This window comes from Streptomyces sp. NPDC002520, assembly GCF_053595235.1.
The window spans coordinates 451,553-472,359 of record NZ_JBSFXG010000003.1; the positions used below are offsets into that span (position 1 = coordinate 451,553).

15 protein-coding genes, 2 tRNA genes, 1 pseudogene and 1 riboswitch are annotated in these 20,807 nt (G+C 72.2%); of the genes and pseudogenes, 12 read left to right on the plus strand and 6 right to left on the minus strand.

The annotated features are described in order from the left end of the window. The first annotated feature begins 6 nt into the window (after positions 1-6). The 6 genes and pseudogenes from ACWD5D_RS08080 to ACWD5D_RS08105 all read left to right on the plus strand — a co-directional run bounded on the left by ACWD5D_RS08080 (position 7) and on the right by ACWD5D_RS08105 (position 5,755). The gene (locus ACWD5D_RS08080) at positions 7-1,551 is read left to right on the plus strand and encodes an amino acid permease (protein ID WP_451371943.1); all 1,545 of its coding nucleotides are present in this window, start codon (positions 7-9) and stop codon (positions 1,549-1,551) included. 94 nt (positions 1,552-1,645) lie between these two features. Then, positions 1,646-1,718: transfer RNA gene (locus tag ACWD5D_RS08085), tRNA-Lys, on the plus strand. 595 nt (positions 1,719-2,313) lie between these two features. Next, positions 2,314-3,603 carry a protein kinase domain-containing protein gene (locus ACWD5D_RS08090; protein ID WP_451371944.1) on the plus strand — a complete coding sequence of 430 codons (1,290 nt, stop codon included), beginning with the start codon at positions 2,314-2,316 and terminating at the stop codon, positions 3,601-3,603. A 115-nt stretch (positions 3,604-3,718) separates the two neighbouring features. Then, positions 3,719-4,204, plus strand: coding sequence for a MarR family winged helix-turn-helix transcriptional regulator (locus ACWD5D_RS08095; protein ID WP_451371945.1), 486 nt, complete (start codon positions 3,719-3,721; stop codon positions 4,202-4,204). A 143-nt stretch (positions 4,205-4,347) separates the two neighbouring features. Continuing rightward, positions 4,348-4,927: pseudogene (locus tag ACWD5D_RS08100) on the plus strand (nitroreductase). A gap of 99 nt (positions 4,928-5,026) precedes the next feature. Beyond that, positions 5,027-5,755: an SDR family oxidoreductase gene (locus tag ACWD5D_RS08105; RefSeq protein WP_451371946.1), complete on the plus strand. Its 729-nt coding sequence runs from the start codon at positions 5,027-5,029 to the stop codon at positions 5,753-5,755. Between the two features lie 99 nt (positions 5,756-5,854). On the opposite strand, the gene ACWD5D_RS08110 is transcribed toward ACWD5D_RS08105, so the two are convergent. Then, complete coding sequence (locus tag ACWD5D_RS08110; protein ID WP_451371947.1) at positions 5,855-6,505, minus strand: GTP cyclohydrolase II; 651 nt, start codon at positions 6,503-6,505, stop codon at positions 5,855-5,857. A 132-nt stretch (positions 6,506-6,637) separates the two neighbouring features. Beyond that, the gene (locus ACWD5D_RS08115; RefSeq protein WP_451371948.1) at positions 6,638-7,156 is read right to left on the minus strand and encodes a MarR family winged helix-turn-helix transcriptional regulator; all 519 of its coding nucleotides are present in this window, start codon (positions 7,154-7,156) and stop codon (positions 6,638-6,640) included. A gap of 72 nt (positions 7,157-7,228) precedes the next feature. Between ACWD5D_RS08115 and ACWD5D_RS08120 the strand changes: the two genes are divergently transcribed. From ACWD5D_RS08120 to ACWD5D_RS08140, 5 genes are all read left to right on the plus strand, one after another. Next, positions 7,229-8,362: a dihydrofolate reductase family protein gene (locus ACWD5D_RS08120; protein ID WP_451371949.1), complete on the plus strand. Its 1,134-nt coding sequence runs from the start codon at positions 7,229-7,231 to the stop codon at positions 8,360-8,362. A 65-nt stretch (positions 8,363-8,427) separates the two neighbouring features. Next, positions 8,428-8,501 (plus strand) — tRNA-Met (locus tag ACWD5D_RS08125). Between the two features lie 220 nt (positions 8,502-8,721). Then, positions 8,722-9,957, plus strand: coding sequence for a PP2C family protein-serine/threonine phosphatase (locus ACWD5D_RS08130; RefSeq protein ID WP_451371950.1), 1,236 nt, complete (start codon positions 8,722-8,724; stop codon positions 9,955-9,957). A 215-nt stretch (positions 9,958-10,172) separates the two neighbouring features. Beyond that, a riboswitch (cyclic di-AMP (ydaO/yuaA leader) is annotated at positions 10,173-10,338 on the plus strand. 9 nt (positions 10,339-10,347) lie between these two features. Beyond that, complete coding sequence (locus ACWD5D_RS08135) at positions 10,348-11,400, plus strand: M23 family metallopeptidase (protein ID WP_451371951.1); 1,053 nt, start codon at positions 10,348-10,350, stop codon at positions 11,398-11,400. 318 nt (positions 11,401-11,718) lie between these two features. After that, positions 11,719-12,675 carry an aldo/keto reductase gene (locus ACWD5D_RS08140; protein ID WP_451371952.1) on the plus strand — a complete coding sequence of 319 codons (957 nt, stop codon included), beginning with the start codon at positions 11,719-11,721 and terminating at the stop codon, positions 12,673-12,675. 67 nt (positions 12,676-12,742) lie between these two features. On the opposite strand, the gene ACWD5D_RS08145 is transcribed toward ACWD5D_RS08140, so the two are convergent. From ACWD5D_RS08145 to ACWD5D_RS08160, 4 genes are all read right to left on the minus strand, one after another. Beyond that, positions 12,743-14,065, minus strand: coding sequence for a PrsW family intramembrane metalloprotease (locus tag ACWD5D_RS08145; RefSeq protein ID WP_451371953.1), 1,323 nt, complete (start codon positions 14,063-14,065; stop codon positions 12,743-12,745). 67 nt (positions 14,066-14,132) lie between these two features. Next, a complete protein-coding gene (gene trmB, locus ACWD5D_RS08150; protein WP_451371954.1) occupies positions 14,133-14,981 on the minus strand; it encodes a tRNA (guanosine(46)-N7)-methyltransferase TrmB in 849 nt (282 codons plus the stop codon). A gap of 103 nt (positions 14,982-15,084) precedes the next feature. Next, the gene (gene lhgO / locus ACWD5D_RS08155) at positions 15,085-16,302 is read right to left on the minus strand and encodes an L-2-hydroxyglutarate oxidase (RefSeq protein ID WP_451371955.1); all 1,218 of its coding nucleotides are present in this window, start codon (positions 16,300-16,302) and stop codon (positions 15,085-15,087) included. Between the two features lie 151 nt (positions 16,303-16,453). After that, the gene (locus ACWD5D_RS08160) at positions 16,454-17,881 is read right to left on the minus strand and encodes an MFS transporter (protein ID WP_451371956.1); all 1,428 of its coding nucleotides are present in this window, start codon (positions 17,879-17,881) and stop codon (positions 16,454-16,456) included. An 812-nt stretch (positions 17,882-18,693) separates the two neighbouring features. On the opposite strand from ACWD5D_RS08160, the gene ACWD5D_RS08165 reads away from it, so the two are divergent. After that, complete coding sequence (locus ACWD5D_RS08165; RefSeq protein WP_451371957.1) at positions 18,694-20,772, plus strand: asparagine synthase-related protein; 2,079 nt, start codon at positions 18,694-18,696, stop codon at positions 20,770-20,772. Positions 20,773-20,807 lie beyond the last annotated feature (35 nt).

The window sequence follows — 20,807 nt, forward strand, 5'->3', positions numbered from 1 at the left end:
GGGGGCATGACAGATGATGCGAGAGTCCGTGGGGCCACCGGGCTGTCGGACGAGGAACGGCTGGCCCAGCTCGGTTACACCCAGGTCCTCGCCCGCCGTATGTCGGCGTTCTCCAACTACGCCGTCTCCTTCACGATCATCTCGGTCCTGTCCGGATGTCTGACCCTCTACCTGTTCGGGATGAACACCGGCGGTCCCGCCGTGATCACCTGGGGCTGGGTCGGGGTCGGTCTGATGACGCTGTTCGTCGGTCTCTCGATGGCCGAGATCTGTTCGGCGTACCCGACGTCGGCGGGCCTGTACTTCTGGGCGCACCGTCTCGCGCCGCCCCGTTCGGCGGCGGCGTGGGCCTGGTTCACGGGCTGGTTCAACGTCCTCGGCCAGGTCGCGGTGACCGCGGGCATCGACTTCGGCGCCGCGTCCTTCCTGGGCGCCTATCTGAACCTGCAGTTCGACTTCGAGGTGACCCCGGGCCGTACGGTCCTCCTCTTCGCGGCGATCCTCCTCCTGCACGGCTTGCTGAACACCTTCGGCGTCCGCATCGTCGCGCTCCTCAACAGCGTGAGCGTGTGGTGGCACGTGCTGGGTGTCGCCGTGATCGTCGGCGCGCTGGCCTTCGTGCCGGACCACCACCAGTCGGCGTCCTTCGTGTTCACCCACTTCGTGAACAACACGGGTTGGGGCAGCGGCGTGTACGTGGTGCTGCTCGGCCTTCTGATGGCCCAGTACACCTTCACGGGGTACGACGCCTCGGCCCACATGACCGAGGAGACGCGCGACGCGTCGACGGCGGGCCCGAAGGGCATCGTCCGATCGATCTGGACGTCCTGGATCGCCGGCTTCGTACTCCTTCTGGGCTTCACCTTCGCCATCCAGTCGTACGACAAGGAGCTGGCGTCCCCGACCGGCGCTCCCCCGGCGCAGATCCTCCTGGACGCGCTGGGCGCGACGGCCGGCAAGCTGCTCCTGCTCGTCGTGATCGGCGCACAGCTCTTCTGCGGGATGGCGTCGGTGACGGCCAACAGCCGCATGATCTACGCCTTTTCCCGCGACGGCGCGCTGCCCTTCTCGCACGTCTGGCACACGGTCAGCCCGCGCACACGCACCCCGGTCGCGGCGGTGTGGCTGGCGGCGGGGGGTGCGCTGGTGCTGGGGCTGCCGTATCTGATCAACGTGACGGCGTACGCGGCGGTGACGTCGATCGCGGTGATCGGCCTGTACATCGCGTACGTCGTCCCGACGCTGCTGAGGGTGCGCAAGGGCGACGCGTTCGAACGCGGTCCGTGGCATCTGGGCCGCTGGTCCCAGCCGATCGGCATCGTGTCGGTGATCTGGGTCGGTGTGATCACGATCCTGTTCATGCTTCCGCAGGTCTCCCCGGTCACCTGGGAGACCTTCAACTACGCGCCGGTCGCGGTCCTTGTCGTCCTGGGCTTCGCCGCGACGTGGTGGCTGGCCTCGGCCCGCCACTGGTTCCTCAACCCCGACCACGCCCGCACCGTGGCCCGCGAGGCGTCCCGCACGGCTCCCACCGGCATGCCGAGCCCCTGACCCCCCTTTCGCCACCGCCCGACGCGGCCGCGACACCGATACCCGATCGGAGACGCGGCCGTGTCCGGCTATGCTCGGACAGGCAACATCGCCTGGGCCCTTAGCTCAATTGGCAGAGCAGTGGACTTTTAATCCATTGGTTGTGGGTTCGAGTCCCACAGGGCCTACCGGTGCGGAAGAGGGGTTACCCCCTCTGACCTGCGGTGCAGCGCTCGGGTCGGCTTCGGTCGACTCGGGCGCTGCTTCGGTTTCGGGCCCTTGCGTGAGCGGATGTGCCGGGTACGCAGCCAGAACGTGCGACGAAGTCGGCCATACGGCAGCCCGGGTGCCACTGCCACGTGGGACGCCCGGGCTGCCGTTTGCGCGCAGGAGCGGGCCGGCACGGGGGGAACCAGCCCGCTCCTGCGGTCGGCGCCCGCGTACCTCCCCAGGAGAGCGAGCGCCTCGACCCTCATGATCGGGTCACTCCCTCCAGCGCATCGTGTCTCTGGAATGTCACTGGTGGTGAGAGATGGTCACGAATCCAACGCTCGTGTGAAGAGAGCGACTTGGAGCCGTCACGACTCGGCCGGGAACCATGCACGTATCCTCGTCCTCTGGCGGGGCTGCCCGTAGTGGCCGGTCTCCGCGCCGACGGGAAGAACAAGATCGCGGGGCCGGTACGCTGGGGCCGCTGTGGCACCCCGCACCTTGATCCGCGCCCCACGGTGAGTCATGGCTTGCGGCGATCAAGACGTCTTTGGGCATGAGGATGAAGAACAAGTGCTGATAGCGGGCCGGTACCGGCTGCGAGACACCATCGGACGGGGCGCGATGGGGGAGGTCTGGCGGGCCTTCGACGAGACGCTCGGCAGACCGGTTGCGTTGAAACTCCTGCTCCCGCACAACTCCGACCCCACCGCCCCCTCCCGCTTCCGGCTGGAGGCGCAGACCGCCGGCCGTCTCAGTCACCCGCATGTGGTCGGCGTCCTGGACTTCGGCGAGCACGAAGACCGTCTGTTCCTGGTGATGGAGCTTGTCGACGGTGACAGCCTCGCCGACCTGCTCACCGACTCCGGACCGTTGTCCGCCGAGCGGGTGGCCCGTATCGCCGCGCAGGCCGCCGCCGGGCTGGCCGCCGCGCATCAGCAGGGCATCGTGCACCGGGACATCAAGCCGGCCAACCTCCTGCTGGACGCCGACGGCACCCTGAAGATCGGCGACTTCGGCATCGCCCGCTTCCTCGACGACCCCGGTGCCGCGCTCACCGCCACCGGGCAGATCGTCGGCACCAGCCTTTACCTCGCGCCCGAGCGGGCCCTGGGCCGCACCGCCGGCCCGGCATCCGACGTGTACTCCCTGGGCTGCGTGCTCTACCAACTCCTCATCGGTCGGCCGCCGTTCCAGGCGGACAGTGCGCTCGCGGTGCTTCATCAGCACCTCGATGCCGCCCCGGTCCCACCCCGGCAACTCGGCGCCGATCTACCGGCCGCCTTCGAGAGCTATCTGCTCGGTCTGCTGGCCAAGGAGCCCGAGAGCCGGCCCACGGCCGGGGAGGTGGCGGACTGGTTCGGGCGCGGAGCCTGGCGCGGGGTGACGGAGCCACTGCCGAGCGAACACCAGGACCACGGCCGTCCGGACCGGCCGCACGTCACCGGCTCGAGGGCCGCCGCCCCCGCACGCCCCGTCTCCGCTCCCACCGCCCGCTCCGACGGCGCCTTCGCCCCGGTGGCGGACACCGAGTGGCAGACGAGCGTGCACCGTGCCGCGACCCGCCGCTCACACCTGCCGTTCCTCCGCCGTTCCCGGCTGGTGGCTGTGCTGGGCGGTGCCGGCCTCTTCACCGTGGCGTTGGTGGTGGGCATGGTGTGGTTCTCGCCCGGCACCGGCTCGGCGCAGGGGCCGCAGATCAGCCCGTCCGCGAGCACGAGCCCCGCCACGCCGTCCCCCTCGACGTCGTACGAGACTGCTTCCTCACCCCCGGAACAGCCTGCCGAGCAGAAGCCGGAGAGGGAGCCCGACGTCAAACCAGGCCCCAAGGAGGCCGACAAGCACGGCAAGCGCAAGCACTGACAGGGGTCTGGGGCCCTCGCACGGTCTGCATCGCCCGGCTCCTGTCGCCTCCCAGCACGCTCGGACGGCCATTTAGTTTCAAGCGATACCGTATCGAACGAAGTAGTCTGGTCCCATGGCCGCTGACGCTCCCCACCGAACCACCGCCTCGCACGCGACCGACCGCCCCGGGGACACGTCGCCCTTCGCTCTCGGTCTGCTGCTGCGCCGGGCGCACTGGCGCGCGGCCGCGGTGATGACGGAGGCCCTTCGGCCGCTCGGCATCGAGTTGCGGCATTTCGCTGTGCTGATCGAGCTGGTCAATCACGGGCCCACGGTGCAGCGGGATCTGGCGGCGGCGACGGGGTCGGACAAGGCGGGAATCATGCGGGTCGTGGACGACCTGGAGCGGAAGGGGCTGGCCGTACGCAAGTCCGTTCCGGGGGACCGGCGGGTGCGGGCGGTGGAGATCACCCCTCAGGGGCTGGAGCTCTTCGACGCGGTCCACCTGGCGGCGGAGCCGCTGGCCGAGCGTCTGGTCGCCGAACTGGGGCCCGGCGAGCCCGAGAAGCTGACGGAACTGCTGACCCGGCTTGCCCATCCGGCGGATGACGAGGCGTAAGTACTGCGCGGGCGCCGTGTGACCTCCCGGGACGGGGCGTCACACGGCGTCCACGGCCCGGCGGGTCACGCGGCGAGGCGCCGCGCGAGTGGATTTCCTCTGTAACGAAGGTCGACCCATGAAGCAGATGGAGATGGGCGATCATGGACGTCTATGAGGCGGTCGTGAGCCGACGGGCGGTACGCGCGTTCACCGACCGGCCCGTCCCGCGGCGGGCGCTGGAACGGGTGCTGTCCGCCGCGGCCTGGGCGCCGTCCGGATCGTACCTCCAGCCGTGGCACGTCTACGTGCTGACCGGCGCACCGCTTGCCGAACTCAAGTGAGCGCCGATCCGCCTTCGGGGAGCAGCGCTACGGCGCGCTCGGCATTGCGCGCGGGGACCTGGAGGGGCGCCAGCGGGCCGCTTCCGCGAACTGGGACTGCTTCGGCGCGCCCGCTGCCCTGTTCTGCTACATCGACCGCGAGATGGGTTCGCCCCAGTGGGCCGACGCCGGCATGTATCTGCAGACCGTCATGCTGCTGCTGCGCGCCGAGGGGCTGCACAGCTGCCCGCAGATGGCATGGGCGAAGTTCCACCGGACCGTCGCGGAGGTCCTGTCGCCCCCGGACGGTCTCGTCCTCTTCTGCGGCATGTCGATCGGGTTCGAAGACGTCACGGTGAGTGACCCCCATACGGCCCGGGCGCCGCTCGACGAGACGGTCACGTTCGTCGACGGCCGCTGACGGCGTCCGGCCTCAGCCGGTCGAGGTGCCGTTTCTTGCCGCGCCCACATAGGCGCACATATGCCATATTGCGCACAAAACGCCAAGGAAAGGTGTGCCATGAAGATCGCAGTCATCGGTGGTACCGGGCTGATCGGGTCGCAGGTCGTCAAGAACCTGAACGCCGCCGGGCACGAGGCGGTACCGCACTCGAAGTCCAGTGGCGTCGACGTCATCAGCGGCCAGGGACTGGACGAGGCGGTGGCGGGGGCCGACGTCGTCGTGAACCTGACGAACTCCCCGACCTTCGACGAAGCCTCCCCGGCCTTCTTCCAGACCTCGATGGACAACCTCCTGGCGGCGGCCCACAAGGGCGGCGTCGGCCACGTCGTCATCCTGTCGATCGTCGGCGTGGACCAGGTGCCGGAGATGGACTACTACCGCGCCAAGACGCTCCAGGAGAAGATCCTCGCGGCCGGGCCGATCCCCTACTCGATCGTGCGCGCCACACAGTTCATGGACTTCATGGACGCGGTCATCTCCTGGACCGCCGACGCCGACACCGTCCGGCTGCCCGCCACACCCATCCAGCCCATCGCCTCCAAGGACGTGGCCGCCGCGGTGGCCGAGGTCGCCGCCGGCGCTCCGCTGAACGGCATCCGCAACATCGCCGGCCCCGACATCTACACCCTGGACGAGCTGGGCCGGATCACCCTGTCCCACAAGGGCGACAACCGCACCGTCGTCACCGACCCCACCGCCGGCATGTTCGCCGTCGTCAAGGGCGACGTCCTCACGGACAAGAACGCCCACCTCGCCCCCACCAGCTACACCGAGTGGCTCTCCTGACGGTCCCCGCCTCCCGCACGCCCCGGCCCGGCGGTCCTTCGTCGCGTCCGCCGGGTGCGGCGGCGTGAGCCGGCGTGAGCCGGCCGGGGTCCGGCCGCGTCAGCCCGCGTTCCGTCCGGTCAGGTCGGCCAACTCCGCCAGGGGCAGGGTGTGCTGGGTCTGGAGGACCTTCGCGCGCAGGTAACGGACGTTGTGGGCCGTGGTGAAGACGCCGGTCGGCACCCGGTCGCGCACGGACACCCCGAGGGAGCGCAACTGCTCCGCCTTGTCGGGGTTGTTGGACAGCAGATCCAGCTCGGTGACGCCGAGGGCGCGCAGCATCTGGGCGGCGGCAGTGTAGTCGCGGGCGTCCTCCGGGAGGCCCAGCGCGGCGTTCGCCTCGTAGGTGTCGAGGCCCTGGTCCTGGAGGGCGTAGGCGTCGAGCTTGTTGTACAGGCCGATGCCGCGCCCTTCCTGGCGCAGGTAGAGCAGCACGCCCCCGCGCTCGGCGATCCGCTCCACCGCCTCGCGCAGCTGGGGTCCGCAGTCGCAGCGGGCCGAGCCGAAGACGTCCCCGGTCAGGCACTCGGAGTGCAGGCGCACCAGGGGTACGGTTCCGGGCGCCGGGTCGCCGAGGACGACGGCGACATGCTCCAGCCCGTCGGCGAGGCCGTGGAAGGTGACGAGTTCGGCGTCGACGCCGTAGCCGTCGTGGAAGTGCAGCGGTACCCGGACGCGGGCGCGCTGTGTGGCGGCGGGGGTGTCGGGCATGCGGGTCCCTCCGGGGCGGGGCGGGGCGGGGCGGACGGAAGACCGCCGAGGCCTCTGCTTCAGATTTGAAGCAGGTTTCCGCGGAGACACTACCTCTGCTTTAAAGTTGAATCAACTGGCCGGTGGGGTGAGTTACGAGCAGCCCCTGGACGAGCGCCGGAGCCAGGGGACCTCGTCCGGTGCGCTGCGTGCACCGTCCTCGCCCTCCAGCGCCCCCGCGATGCTGGTGCAGATCTCCTCCAGCTGACCCACCTGCTCCGGCGTGAGCCGGTCGAAGAGGGTCGCGCGCACCGTCTCCACGTGCCCGGGTGCCGTACGCTCCAGCACGGCCATCCCCTCGCCGGTCAGCGCCGCGATGCTGCTGCGCTTGTCCTGGTCGCATCCCTCCCGCCGTACCAGTCCGTCCCGCTCCAGCCTGGTCACCGCGTACGTCAGCCTGCTGCGCGTGATCTTCAGCGCCTCGGCGAGATCGGTCATGCGCAGCCGCCGGTCGGGCGCGTCGGAGAGGTTGGCCAGCACGGAGTAGAACAGGTGGGGCATGCCGGCGTCCTGCTGGAGCTGCCGGTCGATCGCGTCCTCCAGGAGCTGGGAGGCGGCGATGTAGGCGCGCCAGGCGCGCTGCTCCTCGGGGGTGAGCCAGCGGGTCGTCATGCGGCCAGTGTAAGTTTGTTTCAAACTTGAACCAAGCCGCCCGTCCTCATCACTCCCGGGGAGTCCGCGCCGATGCCGTACCCGTACGTCCTCCTGTCCGCCGCCGTCTCCCTCGACGGCTACCTGGACGACACCGGCCCCGACCGCCTCCTGCTCTCCGGCCCGGCCGACTTCGACCGGGTCGACGAGGTCCGGGCCTCGGTGGACGCGATCCTGATCGGCGCCGGCACCATCCGCGCCGACAACCCCCGCCTCCTCGTCAACGCGCCCGAGCGCCGCGCGGCCCGGCGGGCGCAGGGCAAGCCGGAGTACCCGCTGAAGGTCACCGTCACCGCCTCCGGCGACCTCGACCCTGACGCCAGGTTCTGGCACACCGGCGGCGACAAGCTCGTCTGCACGACGGACAAGGGGGCCGAGCGGGCCGCCCGCGTCCTCGGCCGGACCGCCGACGTGGTCTCCCTCGGCCCGGACCTCGACTGGCGCGCCCTGCTGGAACACCTCTACGACGTGCGCGGCGTACGGCGCCTGATGGTGGAGGGCGGCGGCACCGTCCACACCCAGCTCCTGCGGCAGGGCCTCGCCGACGAGCTCCAGCTGGTCCTGGCACCGCTGTTCGTCGGCGACCCGGCGGCCCCACGCCTGTTCGGCCCGGGGGCGTACCAGGCCGGACGGCTGCGCCTCGTCGAGACCCGCCGCATCGAGGACGTCGTCCTGATGCGCTACGAGCCCACCGCCCCCGGCGCCGGCCCGCTGCCCACCGCCGCCGACCACCACTGGCTGCGCACCGCCTGCGAGCTGGCGGCCCTGTGCCCGCCCTCGTCCACGGCCTTCAGCGTCGGCGCGGTGGTGGTCGCGGCCGACGGCACCGAACTGGCGCGCGGCCACTCGCGCGAGGGCGGCGACCCCGTCGTGCACGCGGAGGAGGCGGCCCTCGCCAAGCTGGACCCCGCCGACCCGCGCCTGCCCGGAGCCACCGTCTACAGCAGCCTGGAGCCCTGCTCCCGGCGCGCCTCCCGCCCCGCCCCGTGCGCCGAGCTGATCCTGCGCGCGGGCGTGCGCCGGGTGGTCACGGCCTGGCGGGAGCCGGACACCTTCGTGACGGCGGCCGACGGCGCCGGGCTCCTGGCGGGCGAGGGTGTGGACGTCGTCCTGCTCCCGGAACACGAGGCCGCGGCGAAGGAGCCGAACGCGCACCTGCTGCCCTGAGGGCCACCTCACGCAAACCCGTGCGCTGAGCACCCCGAACATGACGTATGCTTGAGACACAACGACGCGGGGTGGAGCAGCTCGGTAGCTCGCTGGGCTCATAACCCAGAGGTCGCAGGTTCAAATCCTGTCCCCGCTACTGAAGGCTCAGGGCCGGTATCCAGCAATGGATACCGGCCCTGAGTGTTTTCCCGGTGTTTCCCCCCGGTTCCGGGCGTCCGCCGCCCCCCGTGCACGCCGTAGTGGCGTACCTCACACCAGATCATCCGCTCGGTCCACACCGGTCGCCCGCCGCCCCCGGCCCCACCACGCTGTATCTACGTCGATGACACGGGAGACGAACGGTGGGCCCAGGTGAGATGGAGGAGAACACCTACGCCCGCGCCTGCGGCAGGCTCCCCGGGGACCCCGTCCCGGACCCGGGCCCCGGCGAGGACCCCGGACCCGCGCCCCGGGACCGGATGTGCCGCCCCACCCTGCGGACGCTCGCCCGCGCCCTGCCCGCGCTCCTGATCACCGTCGGGATCGTCTACGACCTGTTCACCCCGCCCGCCCTCACCGCCGTCCCGTTCTTCACGGCCGCCCCGCTGATCGCCGCGCCCCTGTCCTCGCTGCGCACCACGGCCCTCACCGGCCTCGCCACCGTGCTCGCCGCCCTCCTCGTGCACTCCCGCTACGCCCTGACGGACGCCGGCGCCGTCACCGAGGCCGTCACCGTCGTCACGGTCGCCGTCCTCGCCCTCGTCATCAACCGCGTCGTACGCCGTGGCGACGAGCGGCTCGCCTCCGCCCGGCAGATCGCCGAGGCCGCTCAGCGCGCCGTCCTGCCCGAACCCGCCGCGCGGATCGGCGGATTCGACATCGCGGCCCGATACGAGGCGGCCCAGGAGGGCGCGTTCATCGGCGGCGACCTGTACGCGGTGCAGGACAGCCCGCACGGCGTACGGCTGATCGTCGGGGACGTGCGCGGCAAGGGCATGGGGGCGGTCGCCGCCGTGGCCGTGGTGATCGGGGCGTTCCGGGAGGCCGCCGAGCAGGAGGCCACGCTGGAGGCGGTGGCCACGCGGCTGGAGCGGGCGCTGGCCCGCGAGGACACCCGGCGGGAGGGGCCCGACGCCTGCGAGGGCTTCACCACCGCCGTGCTCGCCGAACTCCCGCACGACGACAGCGTCGCCCGCATCCTCAACCGCGGCCACCCGCCGCCGCTGATGCTGCACTCCGACGGCACCCTGCGCGCCCTCACGGTGCACGAGCCCGCCCTGCCGCTCGGCATGAGCGACCTGGGGCTGTGGCCGGACCGCGCGTTCGAGACCGATTTCCCGGGCGGCTCCACCCTGCTGTTCTACACCGACGGCCTGTCCGAGGCCCGGGACGCCCACGGCCGGTTCTACGACCCCGCGCGCCGCCTCACCGGACGCCTCTGCCCGGACCCGGGGAGCCTGCTCGGCCGGCTCGCCGCCGAGGTGCGGCGGCATTCGGGCGGCGGGATGGCGGACGACATGGCGCTGCTGGCCGTACGAAGACCCCCGCGGCACCACGCCGCCGACCGTGACCGCCGTACGGCGACGGCCTCGCCGGACTCTCACTCACGGTGATCGGGTGGCAGCCCTCCGCATAACATCTGAGTCACCATCAAAAAGTGCGTGACTCCTGAACGTGGACCAACTCGCCCGTTTTCCGCCGTTCCTGACGCGTACGTCCACCCCGGAGAGTGTTAAGGATCAGCTTGAACGGCTTGGAATCTGGCGCCCGGGTCTATTAACGTTCGATAACGCAGCGCGGTCGTCCCAGCCGTCACAAGAGGCGGCTCCGTGCGCACACGCCGAATCTCGCAAGGGAACCGGGGAACCACCACCTTGGGGTGAATCACGCGGACGCCGTCGTGAACTGCTTGACTCACGACCGGTATACGCGCGTAGGAGACCTTCCTGCTCCGAACCCGTCAGCTAACCCGGTAGGCGAAGGAAGGAAAGGAGTACGCCCGCGTGGCGTCCAACCGCCCTGCCCCAGAAGCCCCGTTCGTGCCCGCTCAGCGAGATCCCGAGACCTTCGGTTACGGCGGTCCCGGCCCCGAAGAGGGTCCCTGGGAGGAGTGGAACCCCACCGAGGAGTCCATCCGCCCGGTGCGCGGCCGGCACCGCGTCGCCAAGCAGCGCGGCGGACTCGCCCGCAGCTCCACCGTCCTCGGCGTCGGTGTCATCGCCGCCGTCGGTGCGGGCGGCATCGCCAGCGCGAACACCGGCAAGCCGCCGGTGTCCATCTCGCTGCCCGACCACCTGCCCTCCATGGACTCCGTCGAGCACCTGTTCGACGACTCCTCCGGCGCGCCCAAGGCCACCACCGCCTCCCTCACCAACGTCGGCGTGACCTCCGCCGACAGCGCGAAGGGCGCCGACGCGGGCGAGGCCCTGCGCAACCGGATCATGGCGCAGGCCGAGCAGCAGCAGAGCAAGGCCGACAGCCGGGCCGAGGACAAGGCCGCCGCGGCAGCGGCCGCCGCCGCCGAGAAGGCCGCCGCCGACGCGGCCGCCAAGGCGAAGAAGGAGGCCGCCGCCAAGGCGGCCGCCGCGAAGGAGAAGGCGGAGGCCGAGGCCAGGAAGAAGGCCGAGGCGGAGCGCCTGGCCGCGCTGGCGCGGCAGTTCAAGCTGCCGGTCGTCTCGTACACCATCACCGGCACCTTCGGTCAGCCCGGCTCCATGTGGTCCTCCGGCTACCACACCGGCCTCGACTTCGCCGCGCCCACCGGCACGCTCATCAAGGCCGTCCACGGCGGCACGATCACCGAGGCGGGCTGGGCCGGCGCCTACGGCTACCGCACCGTCCTCACCCTCGACGACGGCACCGAGCTGTGGTTCTGCCACCAGTCCTCGATCACCGTCTCCGCCGGCCAGAAGGTCACCACCGGCGAGGTCATCGGCCGCGTCGGCGCCACCGGCAACGTCACCGGCCCGCACCTCCACCTGGAGGTCCACCCCGGCGGCCAGTCCACCGGCATCGACCCGGCGGCGTGGCTGCGCGGCAAGGGTCTCACCCCCTGAGCGGCCACTGACCCGCTCCCGGCCCACGCCCGGTCGTTCGCGACCGGGCCTCGGCCGGTTCTGATCCCCCCATGACCGGCCCCCGGCGGCCCTGGCGGCATCCCCCCGACGTCAGGGCCGTCGGCGCGCCCGGCCGCCCGGGTGCGCCTTCGCCGCCCGTGTGAGCCCGGCCGGCCGGGCAAGTCCCGTCCTCCGGGCAGGTCCCGCTCTCGGGCAGGTCCCGTTCTCCGGGCACGCACGTGGTCCGTCCGGGCGTTTTCACCCACTCTTCGCAGGAACCCGGAATGGGTGGGGCGGAAGTGGCAGTTGAACTGAAACATGACTGCTTCACATTCCCCTCTGCGCAAGCTCGGCTCCTCCGACCTCGAGGTCTTCCCGCTGGCCCTCGGTGGCAACGTCTTCGGCTGGACCGCCGACGAGGAGGCCTCCTTCGCCGTCCTCGACGCCTACACGGCCGCCGGCGGCAACTTCGTCGACACCGCCGACTCCTATTCGGCGTGGATCGAGGGCAACAAGGGCGGCGAGTCCGAGACGATCATCGGCAAGTGGCTCAAGGCGCGCGGCAACCGCTCGGACGTCGTCGTCGCGACCAAGGTCAGCCAGCACCCGGAGTACATGGGCCTCACCGCCGCCAACATCAAGGCCGCCGCCGACGCGTCCCTGCGCCGCCTGGACACCGACTACATCGACCTCTACTACACGCACTTCGACCAGCCCGAGGTGCCGGTCGAGGAGATCATCGGCGCCCTCGACGAGCTGGTGAAGGCGGGCAAGGTCCGGCAGATCGCCGCCTCCAACATCACCCCCGAGCGTCTGCGGGCCTCCCTCGACTTCTCCGCCCGCGAGGGCCTGGCCCGCTACGTCGCCGTCCAGCCGCACTACAACCTGGTCTCCCGCGACACCTACGAGGGCCCGCTGCAGGACCTGGCCGCCCGCGAGGGCCTGGCCGGCATTCCGTACTTCGCCCTCGCCTCCGGCTTCCTCACCGGCAAGTACCGCCCCGGCACCACGGTCGACAGCGCCCGCGCCGGCTCCGCCGCCCAGCACCTCGAGACCGAGCGCGGCCAGAAGGTCCTCGCCGCCCTGGACGAGGTCGCCGCCGCCCACGAGGCCCCCGTCGCCACGGTCGCCCTCGCCTGGCTCGCCGCCCAGCCGACCATCGCGGCCCCCATCGCCTCCGCCCGCACCGTCGACCAGCTCCCGGCCCTGCTGGGCGTCGCCGGCCTCCACCTGACGGACCAGGAAGTGAACCAGCTGACGCAGGCCTCGGCCTGACCGGGACCCCCCGCCGCGCCGCCCCCGTACCGGTACGGGGGCGCGGCACCCTGCGCGGCCCGAAGGCCTACGACCGGTACGGGTTGTACGCGGGATAGGGCGCCTGGTACGCGGGATAGGGCGCCGCCGCGTAGCCGTACCAGTAGGGGGCCGGGGCGCCGTGCACCGGGCGGGGCGGCGCCACAGCGCGGGAGGCGTACTCCAGGGACGGGCGGGCCACCTGGCGCCGCTCCCACAGCGCGCCCAGCAGTTCCCGCTCGCGGGTGATGAAGTCGGCCCCGGCCTTCCCCCGGCGCCCCCGGTGGCGCAGGAACGCGAGCGAGGTGGCGTACGCCTCGTACTGGGCCACCGCCCGCGCCGCCGGCCGTCCCCCGAAGTGCCGGCGGGCATGGTCGCGGGCCATCCGCCGCGCCCGCATGGACCCGAGGACGAACGGCTCGGCGGGACCCAGCCAGCCGGCGTACACGTACGCCGTCAGCTCTTCCCGCACGGTCCGCAGCTCCCGCTGCCGCGTCCACACCGCGAGCCAGGTCAGCAGGCCGAACGCGGGCACCATGAACGCCCCGTACACGGCGAAGAAGCCGTACTCGCCGAAGGTCGAGGAGCCGTTCCAGAAGGCGTGCATGCTCATCGCGAGCAGCAGCCCGCCGAGCGGAACCAGCACGCGCCGGGCGGTCCGGCCGTCCGCGGACAGCGCGGCGATGCCGAAGCCGATGCCGGTGAGCACGGTGAACAGGGGATGCGCGAACGGGGACATCACGACGCGCACGAAGAAGGTGGCGGCGGTGACGGAGGCGATGCCCCCGCCGCCGGTGAGCTGGTCGGTCCCGAAGGCCGTGCCCAGGTAGAGGATGTTCTCGGTGAACGCGAACCCGGTCGCGGTGAGCCCCGCGATCACGACCCCGTCGATGATCCCGGTGAACTCGCGTCTGCGGAACAGGAAGACCAGCAGCACGGCCGCCGCCTTGGCGGACTCCTCCACTATCGGCGCTATCACCGTCGCGCCGAGGGTGTCGGCGCTCCCGGGGTCGGCGGTGGCCGTGACGATCCACTTGGTCGCGAAACTGTTGGCGACGATGGCGATCAGCGCCGCCGCGCACGCCCCCCAGGCGAAGGCGAAGACCAGGTTCCGCCAGGGTCCCGGCTCGACCCGATCCAGCCACCGGAAGGCGGCTATGAGCCAGGGCACCGGCAGCACCGCGAGACCCAGTCCGACCAGGAACCCCTCGGTGCCGGTCTGCCGCCGCACCAGCGCGAGAATCACCAGACCGGACAGGGCGAGCAGTGTGATCAGCGCCCCGTAGCGCACCGACCGGCGCTGCCACCAGTGCGGATGCGCTCCGCTCATGGGGCCGGGGGAGTACGTCGGGTACGGAGGACTGCTGGCCACGGCATCGACCCTAACGGTGACCGGACGAAGGCGGTGATGCTGTCGCCGTCGTCGCGGCTACGGATGGTTACTGCTTCGGCTGCGGTACGCGACGAAAGAGGAGATCGTTCACCACATGTCCCTTGTCCAGACCCTGCCCCTCGAAACGGGTCAGCGGCCGGAAGTCGGGACGCGGCGCGAAACCGCCGTCGGCCTGCGTGTTCTCGAAGTCGGGGTGCGCGGTGAGCACCTCCAGCATCTGCTCGGCGTACGGCTCCCAGTCGGTCGCGCAGTGCACGATCGCCCCGGGCCTCAGCCGGGTCGCCGCCAGGGACAGGAACTCGGGCTGGATCAGCCGCCGCTTGTGGTGCCGCTTCTTCGGCCAGGGGTCCGGGAAGTACACGCGCAGACCGTCGAGCGAGCCGGGCCGGAGCATCTCCCTGAGCAGGATGATCGCGTCCCCGTTCGCGACCCGGACGTTGGACAGCCCGTTCTGCTCGGCGAGAGCCAGCAGATTGCCCTGCCCCGGGGTGTGCACGTCCACGGCGAGGATGTTGGTCCCGGGGTCCGCGGCCGCCATCTGCGCGGTGGCCTCGCCCATGCCGAACCCGATCTCGAGCACGACGGGGTTCCCGTTCCCGTACATCTCCGCGAAGTCGATGACCCGCTGGCCGTCGATGTCCAGTCCCCACGTGGGCCACAGCCGCTGCAACGCGTCGGCCTGCCCCGTGGTCACCCTGCTCCGCCGCGGCTGGAAACTCCGGATCCGCCGCTCGAAGTGCGAGCCGGCGGGATCGGCCTTGGGGCCGTCCGGGAACCGCGGCTCGCCCTTGGCCCGCGTGTGCCGGACGGACTCACCGGGGACGTGCGAGGACGCCGGCGCGTGCGCGGCGGCAGCGGACCGGGTGGCTTCGGGGGCGTTGAGGAAGTCAGACACAGTGAGGCCGATTTTACGGCGCCTCTTCGATGCGCCGGGACGGGCACGGGACGGGCGGGCCGCCGGGAGCCGGGAGCCGGGGGCAGAGCCCCCGGTACGGCGACTACAGCGAACCGAGCATGTCCAGCGCCCGACGCCCGACCTCCCGGCCGATCGGCAGCGAAGCGGTGGCCGCGGGAGAGGGCGCGTTGAGCACGTGCACGGCCCGGCTCCCCTCCCGGATGAGGAAGTCGTCGACCAGCGTCCCGTCCCGCAGCACCGCCTGCGCCCGCACTCCCGCGGGGGCCCGCACCAGATCCGTCTCCTGCACCGCGGGCAGGAGTCTTCGTACGGCCCCCAGGAACGCCTTCCTGGACACCGACCGCCGCAGCTCTCCCGCCCCGTACCGCCAGTGCCGCCGGGCGATCACCCAGGACCCCGGCCAGGCCACGGTCCCGGCAAACTCCCGGGGGCGTACGACCCCCCACCCGTACCCCTCCCGGGCGAGCGCCGGCACCGCGTTCGGGCCGATGTGCACGCCTCCGTCGATCCCCCGGGTCAGATGCACGCCGAGGAACGGGAACGCCGGATCCGGCACCGGATACACCAGTCCCCGCACCAGCTCGGGCCGCGCCAGCTCGTAGTACTCCCCCCGGAACGGCACGATCCGCACCCCGGGCTCGTCGCCGGTCAGCCGGGCCACCTCGTCGCAGTACAGGCCGGCGCAGTTCACCAGCACCCGCGCGCGGACGACGTCCCCGCCCGACGTCAGCACGGCCACGCCGCGCTCCGGGCGCCGGTCGATCCGCACGACCCGTGCGCCGTACCGGATCTCGGCCCCGGAGGCCCGGGCCAGCTGCCGGGCGACGCCCACGAAGTCGCACACGCCCGTCGTGCCCACGTGGATGGCCGCGAGGCCGCGCACCTCGGGTTCGTACTCACCGATCTGCGCGGGGCCCAGCTCCCGCACCGGAATCCCGTTCTCCCGGCCGCGCTGCACGAGCGCGTGCAGCCGGGGCAGCTCCTCCCGCTCGGTGGCGACGATCAGCTTGCCGGTGACCGCGTGCTCGATGCCGTACTCGGCGCAGAACTTCACCATCTCGGCGGCGCCCCGCACCGCGTACCGCGCCTTGAGGGAGCCCGGCCGGTAGTAGATCCCGCTGTGGATGACCCCGCTGTTGCGCCCCGTCTGGTGCCGGGCCGCCCCCGCCTCCTTCTCCAGCACGGTCACCCGCGTACCCGGCGCGGCACGCGTGATCGCGTACGCCGTGGACAGTCCGACGATCCCGCCACCCACCACGAGCACATCACAGTCGTACGCACCGACCGCCACCTGCACCACCTCCCACCTCGATAGTGCACTGCGCCACTGACAGTCCCTTCAAACGCCACGGAGCGGCGGCGTGCTGAAGGGGCGCGGGGAACTGCGCGATCCAGCAAAGACGACCCGCAGCCGCAAACAGACACAAACCAGGCAGACGAGCAGGCGCCCCCTACGCCGGCGCAGCCATCAGCAGCGGCCGCGCCCGCTCCCGCAGCTCGACCACCCTCGGTTCGTCCCCGTAGGGCTCCAGCCGGTGCAGAAGATCCTTCACGTACTCGGTGGTGCGGGCCGAGGAGATCCGCCCGGCCACCTCCACGGCCCGCACTCCCTGCTCGCACGCGGCGTCCAGATTCCCGGACTCCAGCTCGGCCACGGCGGACACCACCAGCCGCAGCCCGTGGGAGCGCACGAACTCCTCCGTCGGCTTCGACAGGGCCTGCTCGGTGAACCTCCGCACCTGCCGTGGCGCCTTCAGGTCCCGGTAGCACTCCGCCGCGTCGGCGGCGAACCGGTCGTATCCATAAAAACCAAGCCATGAAGGGTCGTTGTCACCTTCCCTGGAGCGTTCGAGCCATCCCTCCGCCGCCTTCAGCGCCGCACCCGCCGCCTGCGCGTCCCCCGCGCGCGCGTGTGCCCGCGCCTCGATCAGCCGGAAGAAACTCATCGTGCGGGCGGTCGCCAGGCCCCGGTTGCGCTCCAGGGCGGCCTGCGCCAGGTCGACACCCTCGTCACCGAACCCCCGGTACGTCGCCTGCAGCGACATGGAGGCCAGTACGTAGCCCCCGAGCGGGACGTCGGCCGCCGCGCGTGCGAGCCGCAGCGCCTGGATGTAGTAGCGCTGCGCCGCCTCCTGCTGGCCGGTGTCGAAGGCCATCCAGCCGGCGAGCCGGGTGAGTTCGGCGCTCGCCCCGAACAGGGCGCGGCCGACCTCGTCGGAGTAGGAGCCGAGCAGCAGCGGCGCCGCCTCCACCCTTAAGCACTCCGGAACCATGGACGAACGCCAGTCGCCGCCCCCGTACTTGGAGTCCCAGCGCCTGGCGTCCTCGGCGGCCTCCCGCAGCTTCTGCACATCGCTGTGGCCGACTTTGATCGGTGCGCCGGAGTCCTCGGCGGAGTTCGCCTCCCGCGCGACCGAACTGTCGGCGGGGGTTATCAGCCACCGTGAGGCGGGCGTTGCGTACGCGCTCACCGCGAACGATCCGGCGAGCGACTGCCAGATGCCGCCGGAGCCCGCCCGGCGCCCGGCGAGGTCGAGCCGGTACAGCTCCGTCGCCGACCTCACCGCCTGTCCCACGTCCCTGGGGAAGGCGAGGCCGACTTCGGGGGCGGGGTCCGCGTCCGCCAGGCCGATCTCGTGGAGCGGCACCGGACGGCCGAGCTTCTGGCCGATGGCGGCCGCGATGAGGTGCGGTGCCGCACCCTGCGGCACCATCCCCTTCGACACCCAGCGCGCCACCGAGGTCTTGTCGTAGCGAAGAGTCAACCCGCGTTGGGCGCCAAGGTCGTTGACGCGACGCGCGAGTCCTGCGTTGCTGATTCCCGCGAGGGCGAGAACGGTGCCGAGCTTTTCGTTCGGCCCGCGTTGCTCCCTGGACATGCGCCACCCCTCGACACAGACGGCCGCCGCTCTGGCATAACCACGCGGCATTCGTAAACACAGCGTAGTTCGCCGGATCCCAAGCGTTAAGGGGCATTGTTCCGGATGGCGGGATTGTGGTCCGTACGGGAGTACGGTCCTGTACGCACCGTGCACGGCCGGGCCGGGTGTGCACCCGCCCGTGTGGCCGTGCGCCTGTGCGTGCGCTCTTCTCCGGCCATCGGGGGAGCGGTTCCATGGCTCGTGCGTGGGTCGGCCCGCTGTACTGGATCCAGTGGGCTGGGGGACACCGCCACCTTCATCCCCGCGGGTGGCGGACCGGTCCGGGAGGCGATGCCCGCCTCCCGGACTGTGCGCGCCACCGCGCCGCCGTGCGTTTCACAGGCCTGTACAGAGCGTGCTCAAACCTCCCTGCCCTCCGCCGATTTGGCTGAAAACAGCCCCCTGTCCTCGTGGGTGAAATCCGCTCCCACCATGGGACTTGAGGGCGCGAAGGGTGTTTTAGGGGAGCGTTTCGGGGGCGCATTCGAGTCGCACCGAGCTTTCACCCTTTCCCCGTACGGGCGTTCGCGTGACCCTTCTCCGTGGGCGCGACGCCGGCCCCCCTCTCGGCTTCCGCGGCGCCCGTGTCGCAGTCTCCCCACCGTTTCCCCGCGGCCATCCCTCGGCTTTCCCGCAGCTTTCCCGCAGCTTTCCCTCGGTTTTCCCTCGATCGAAGGCGGTGCCACCGTCCCTCCACGGCGCGTTCTTCATGGCAGCATGGGGTCCGGTTCCAAGGGTGCACTGGTTGTCCACAGCCTGTGGAGGCGTCGATGCGGTGGTTGGTGGGTTGGAGCAGCACCGCCGCGGGCGCCGTCGGGACCGGTTCCGCGGGCGCCACCGGATACGACGGCGAGACGCTGCACCCGGTCGGCTCCCGGCTTCTGTGGGGCGACCCCGATCCGTTGTGGGCCGTCGGCGACTGGCGGCCCGACGAGGTCCGCGTGGTGGCCGCCGACGCGCAGAGCCGGATCGCCGTCCTCGGCATCTGCGGCGCCTCCGACGAGGAGCTGCGGCGCAGCCTGTTCACCGCGCGCGGGGGCGCGCTCCGGCACCTGACGACCTGGCCCGGCAGTTACACGGCCGTCGTCCAGGTCGGCCGGCGCATCACGGTCTGCGGCGATCTCGCGGGCGCCCGCCCGGTGTTCCACACCCCCTGGGCCGGCGGCACCGCCTACGCCACCGCCGCGCTGCCGCTCGCCGACCTCGCCGAGGCCAACCTGGACTTCGGCCACCTCGCTGCCCTGCTCGCCGCCCCCGACGTACCGGCCGCACTGCGCGACACCACCCCGTACGAAGGCGTACGACGCATTCCACCGGGGCACGCGCTGGTGCTGCGCGCCGGAGCGCGGGAGATCGCCGGATACGAGCCGGTCGCCTCCCTCGCCGTCGCCGCGCCCCCCACCGACCCCGACCGCGCCGTGGACGGCGTACGGGACGCCCTGATCGAGGCCGTACGCACACGGCTGTCGGCACCCCGGCACGTGCCCGACCTCGACCCCGGTCCGGTGCCCGGCATGGGCCCGGCCGAGCGGCGGGCCGCGCGCGGGATGCCGGTGCCCGGCATCGGCGCCGACCTGTCCGGCGGACCGGCCTCCGGCACGCTGGCGCTGCTCGCCGCCGGACTGCCCGGCCGGCCCGGCACGCTGCTCGGCCACGGCACCGGCGCCGGCGAGCGGCTCGTCGCCGTCACCTTCAACGACCTGGCCGTCGGCGGCCGGGAGGACGAGCTGGAGCGCGCCGGAGCCCTCGCCGCCAACCCCCGGCTGCACCACGTGGTGGTCACCGGCGGCGAGGAGACCCTGCCCTACGCCGACCTCGACGGCCCCCTCACCGACGAGCCGGGACCCTCGCTGGTCACGGCGGCCCGGCACCGCGCCCGGCTCGCCGCCGGCAGCGCCGACCACTTCACCGGCCACGGTGCCCGCCAGGTCCTGGACGCCCACCCGGCCCGTCTCGCGGACCTCCTGATGGACCGGCAGCGGCGCCACCTGGTCCGCCCGGTCGCGGCCCTCACCCGGGCCGACGGCTCGGTGATGGTCCCCGCGCGCGTGTACGGCGCCGCCCGGCGCCTGGCCCGCACCCCGTACCGGGCGGGCCTGGAGCTGCTCGCCGAGCGGCTGATGCGGCGCCGCCTGGAGGAGCCCAAGGGCGCGGTCGGCGCGTCCCTGGCCGCGCTGACCTGGGCCGGTCCCGGGCCGGCGGCGCGGTGGCTGACGGGAGAGGCACTGGCTGAAGTATCGGTTCTGCTCCAGGCCGAGGCGGACCGGTCCTCCACGGGCGCCGCCCAGCGTCCCGGCGAGTTCCGCGCGCGTGCGGTGCTCGCCCGGCACGCCGCCGACCTGCGTGTCCTCGAACAGGCCGCCGAGATCCGCTCCCAGCGGCTGCACGCGCCCTTCCTCGACAACCAGGTCGTCCGCGCCTGCCGCGCTCTCCCCGAGGCCCTGCGCGTCAAGCCGGGCGCCCGCTCCGCCGTCCTGCGCACGGTCCTGGAGGGCGCCGGCATCACCGACCTCCCGCCCGGCTGGGGCGCCCCCTCCCACGCGTCCTCGGCAGCCGCCGCACGCACGGGCCTGCGCGTGGCCGCCGACTCCCTGGTCGACCTCTTCGCCACGCCCCTGCTGGCCGATGCGGGCCTGGTCGAGGCCCGGGTCGTCCGCAAGGCCCTGCGCGCCGCGGCCGCCGGCGAACCCCTCCCCCTGGACGGCCTCGCCGACCTCGTCTCCCTCGAACTCTGGCTCCGCCGCATCCTCTCCCGCCGGGGCACCTGCTGGACCGGCACCCCCGCCCGCGCCCGCGCGGTGCCGTCCGGGATCACGCCGAGGAGGGGCGCTCTGACGCCGGGCGCCTGAGCGGCGCGGGAGCGCGCTGCCGGAGCGGAGCCCCG

Excerpts from the sequence above, each read along its gene's own strand:
- ACWD5D_RS08115 (WP_451371948.1), bottom strand. The coding sequence starts at position 7,156 with ATGACGACCCGCTGGCTCACCCCCGAGGAGCAGCGCGCCTGGCGCGCC.
- ACWD5D_RS08105 (WP_451371946.1), top strand. The coding sequence starts at position 5,027 with ATGAAGATCGCAGTCATCGGTGGTACCGGGCTGATCGGGTCGCAGGTC.
- ACWD5D_RS08140 (WP_451371952.1), top strand. The coding sequence starts at position 11,719 with ATGACTGCTTCACATTCCCCTCTGCGCAAGCTCGGCTCCTCCGACCTC.
- ACWD5D_RS08120 (WP_451371949.1), top strand. The coding sequence starts at position 7,229 with ATGCCGTACCCGTACGTCCTCCTGTCCGCCGCCGTCTCCCTCGACGGC.
- ACWD5D_RS08110 (WP_451371947.1), bottom strand. The coding sequence starts at position 6,505 with ATGCCCGACACCCCCGCCGCCACACAGCGCGCCCGCGTCCGGGTACCG.
- ACWD5D_RS08160 (WP_451371956.1), bottom strand. The coding sequence starts at position 17,881 with ATGTCCAGGGAGCAACGCGGGCCGAACGAAAAGCTCGGCACCGTTCTC.
- ACWD5D_RS08080 (WP_451371943.1), top strand. The coding sequence starts at position 7 with ATGACAGATGATGCGAGAGTCCGTGGGGCCACCGGGCTGTCGGACGAG.
- ACWD5D_RS08165 (WP_451371957.1), top strand. The coding sequence starts at position 18,694 with ATGCGGTGGTTGGTGGGTTGGAGCAGCACCGCCGCGGGCGCCGTCGGG.
- ACWD5D_RS08095 (WP_451371945.1), top strand. The coding sequence starts at position 3,719 with ATGGCCGCTGACGCTCCCCACCGAACCACCGCCTCGCACGCGACCGAC.
- ACWD5D_RS08130 (WP_451371950.1), top strand. The coding sequence starts at position 8,722 with ATGGAGGAGAACACCTACGCCCGCGCCTGCGGCAGGCTCCCCGGGGAC.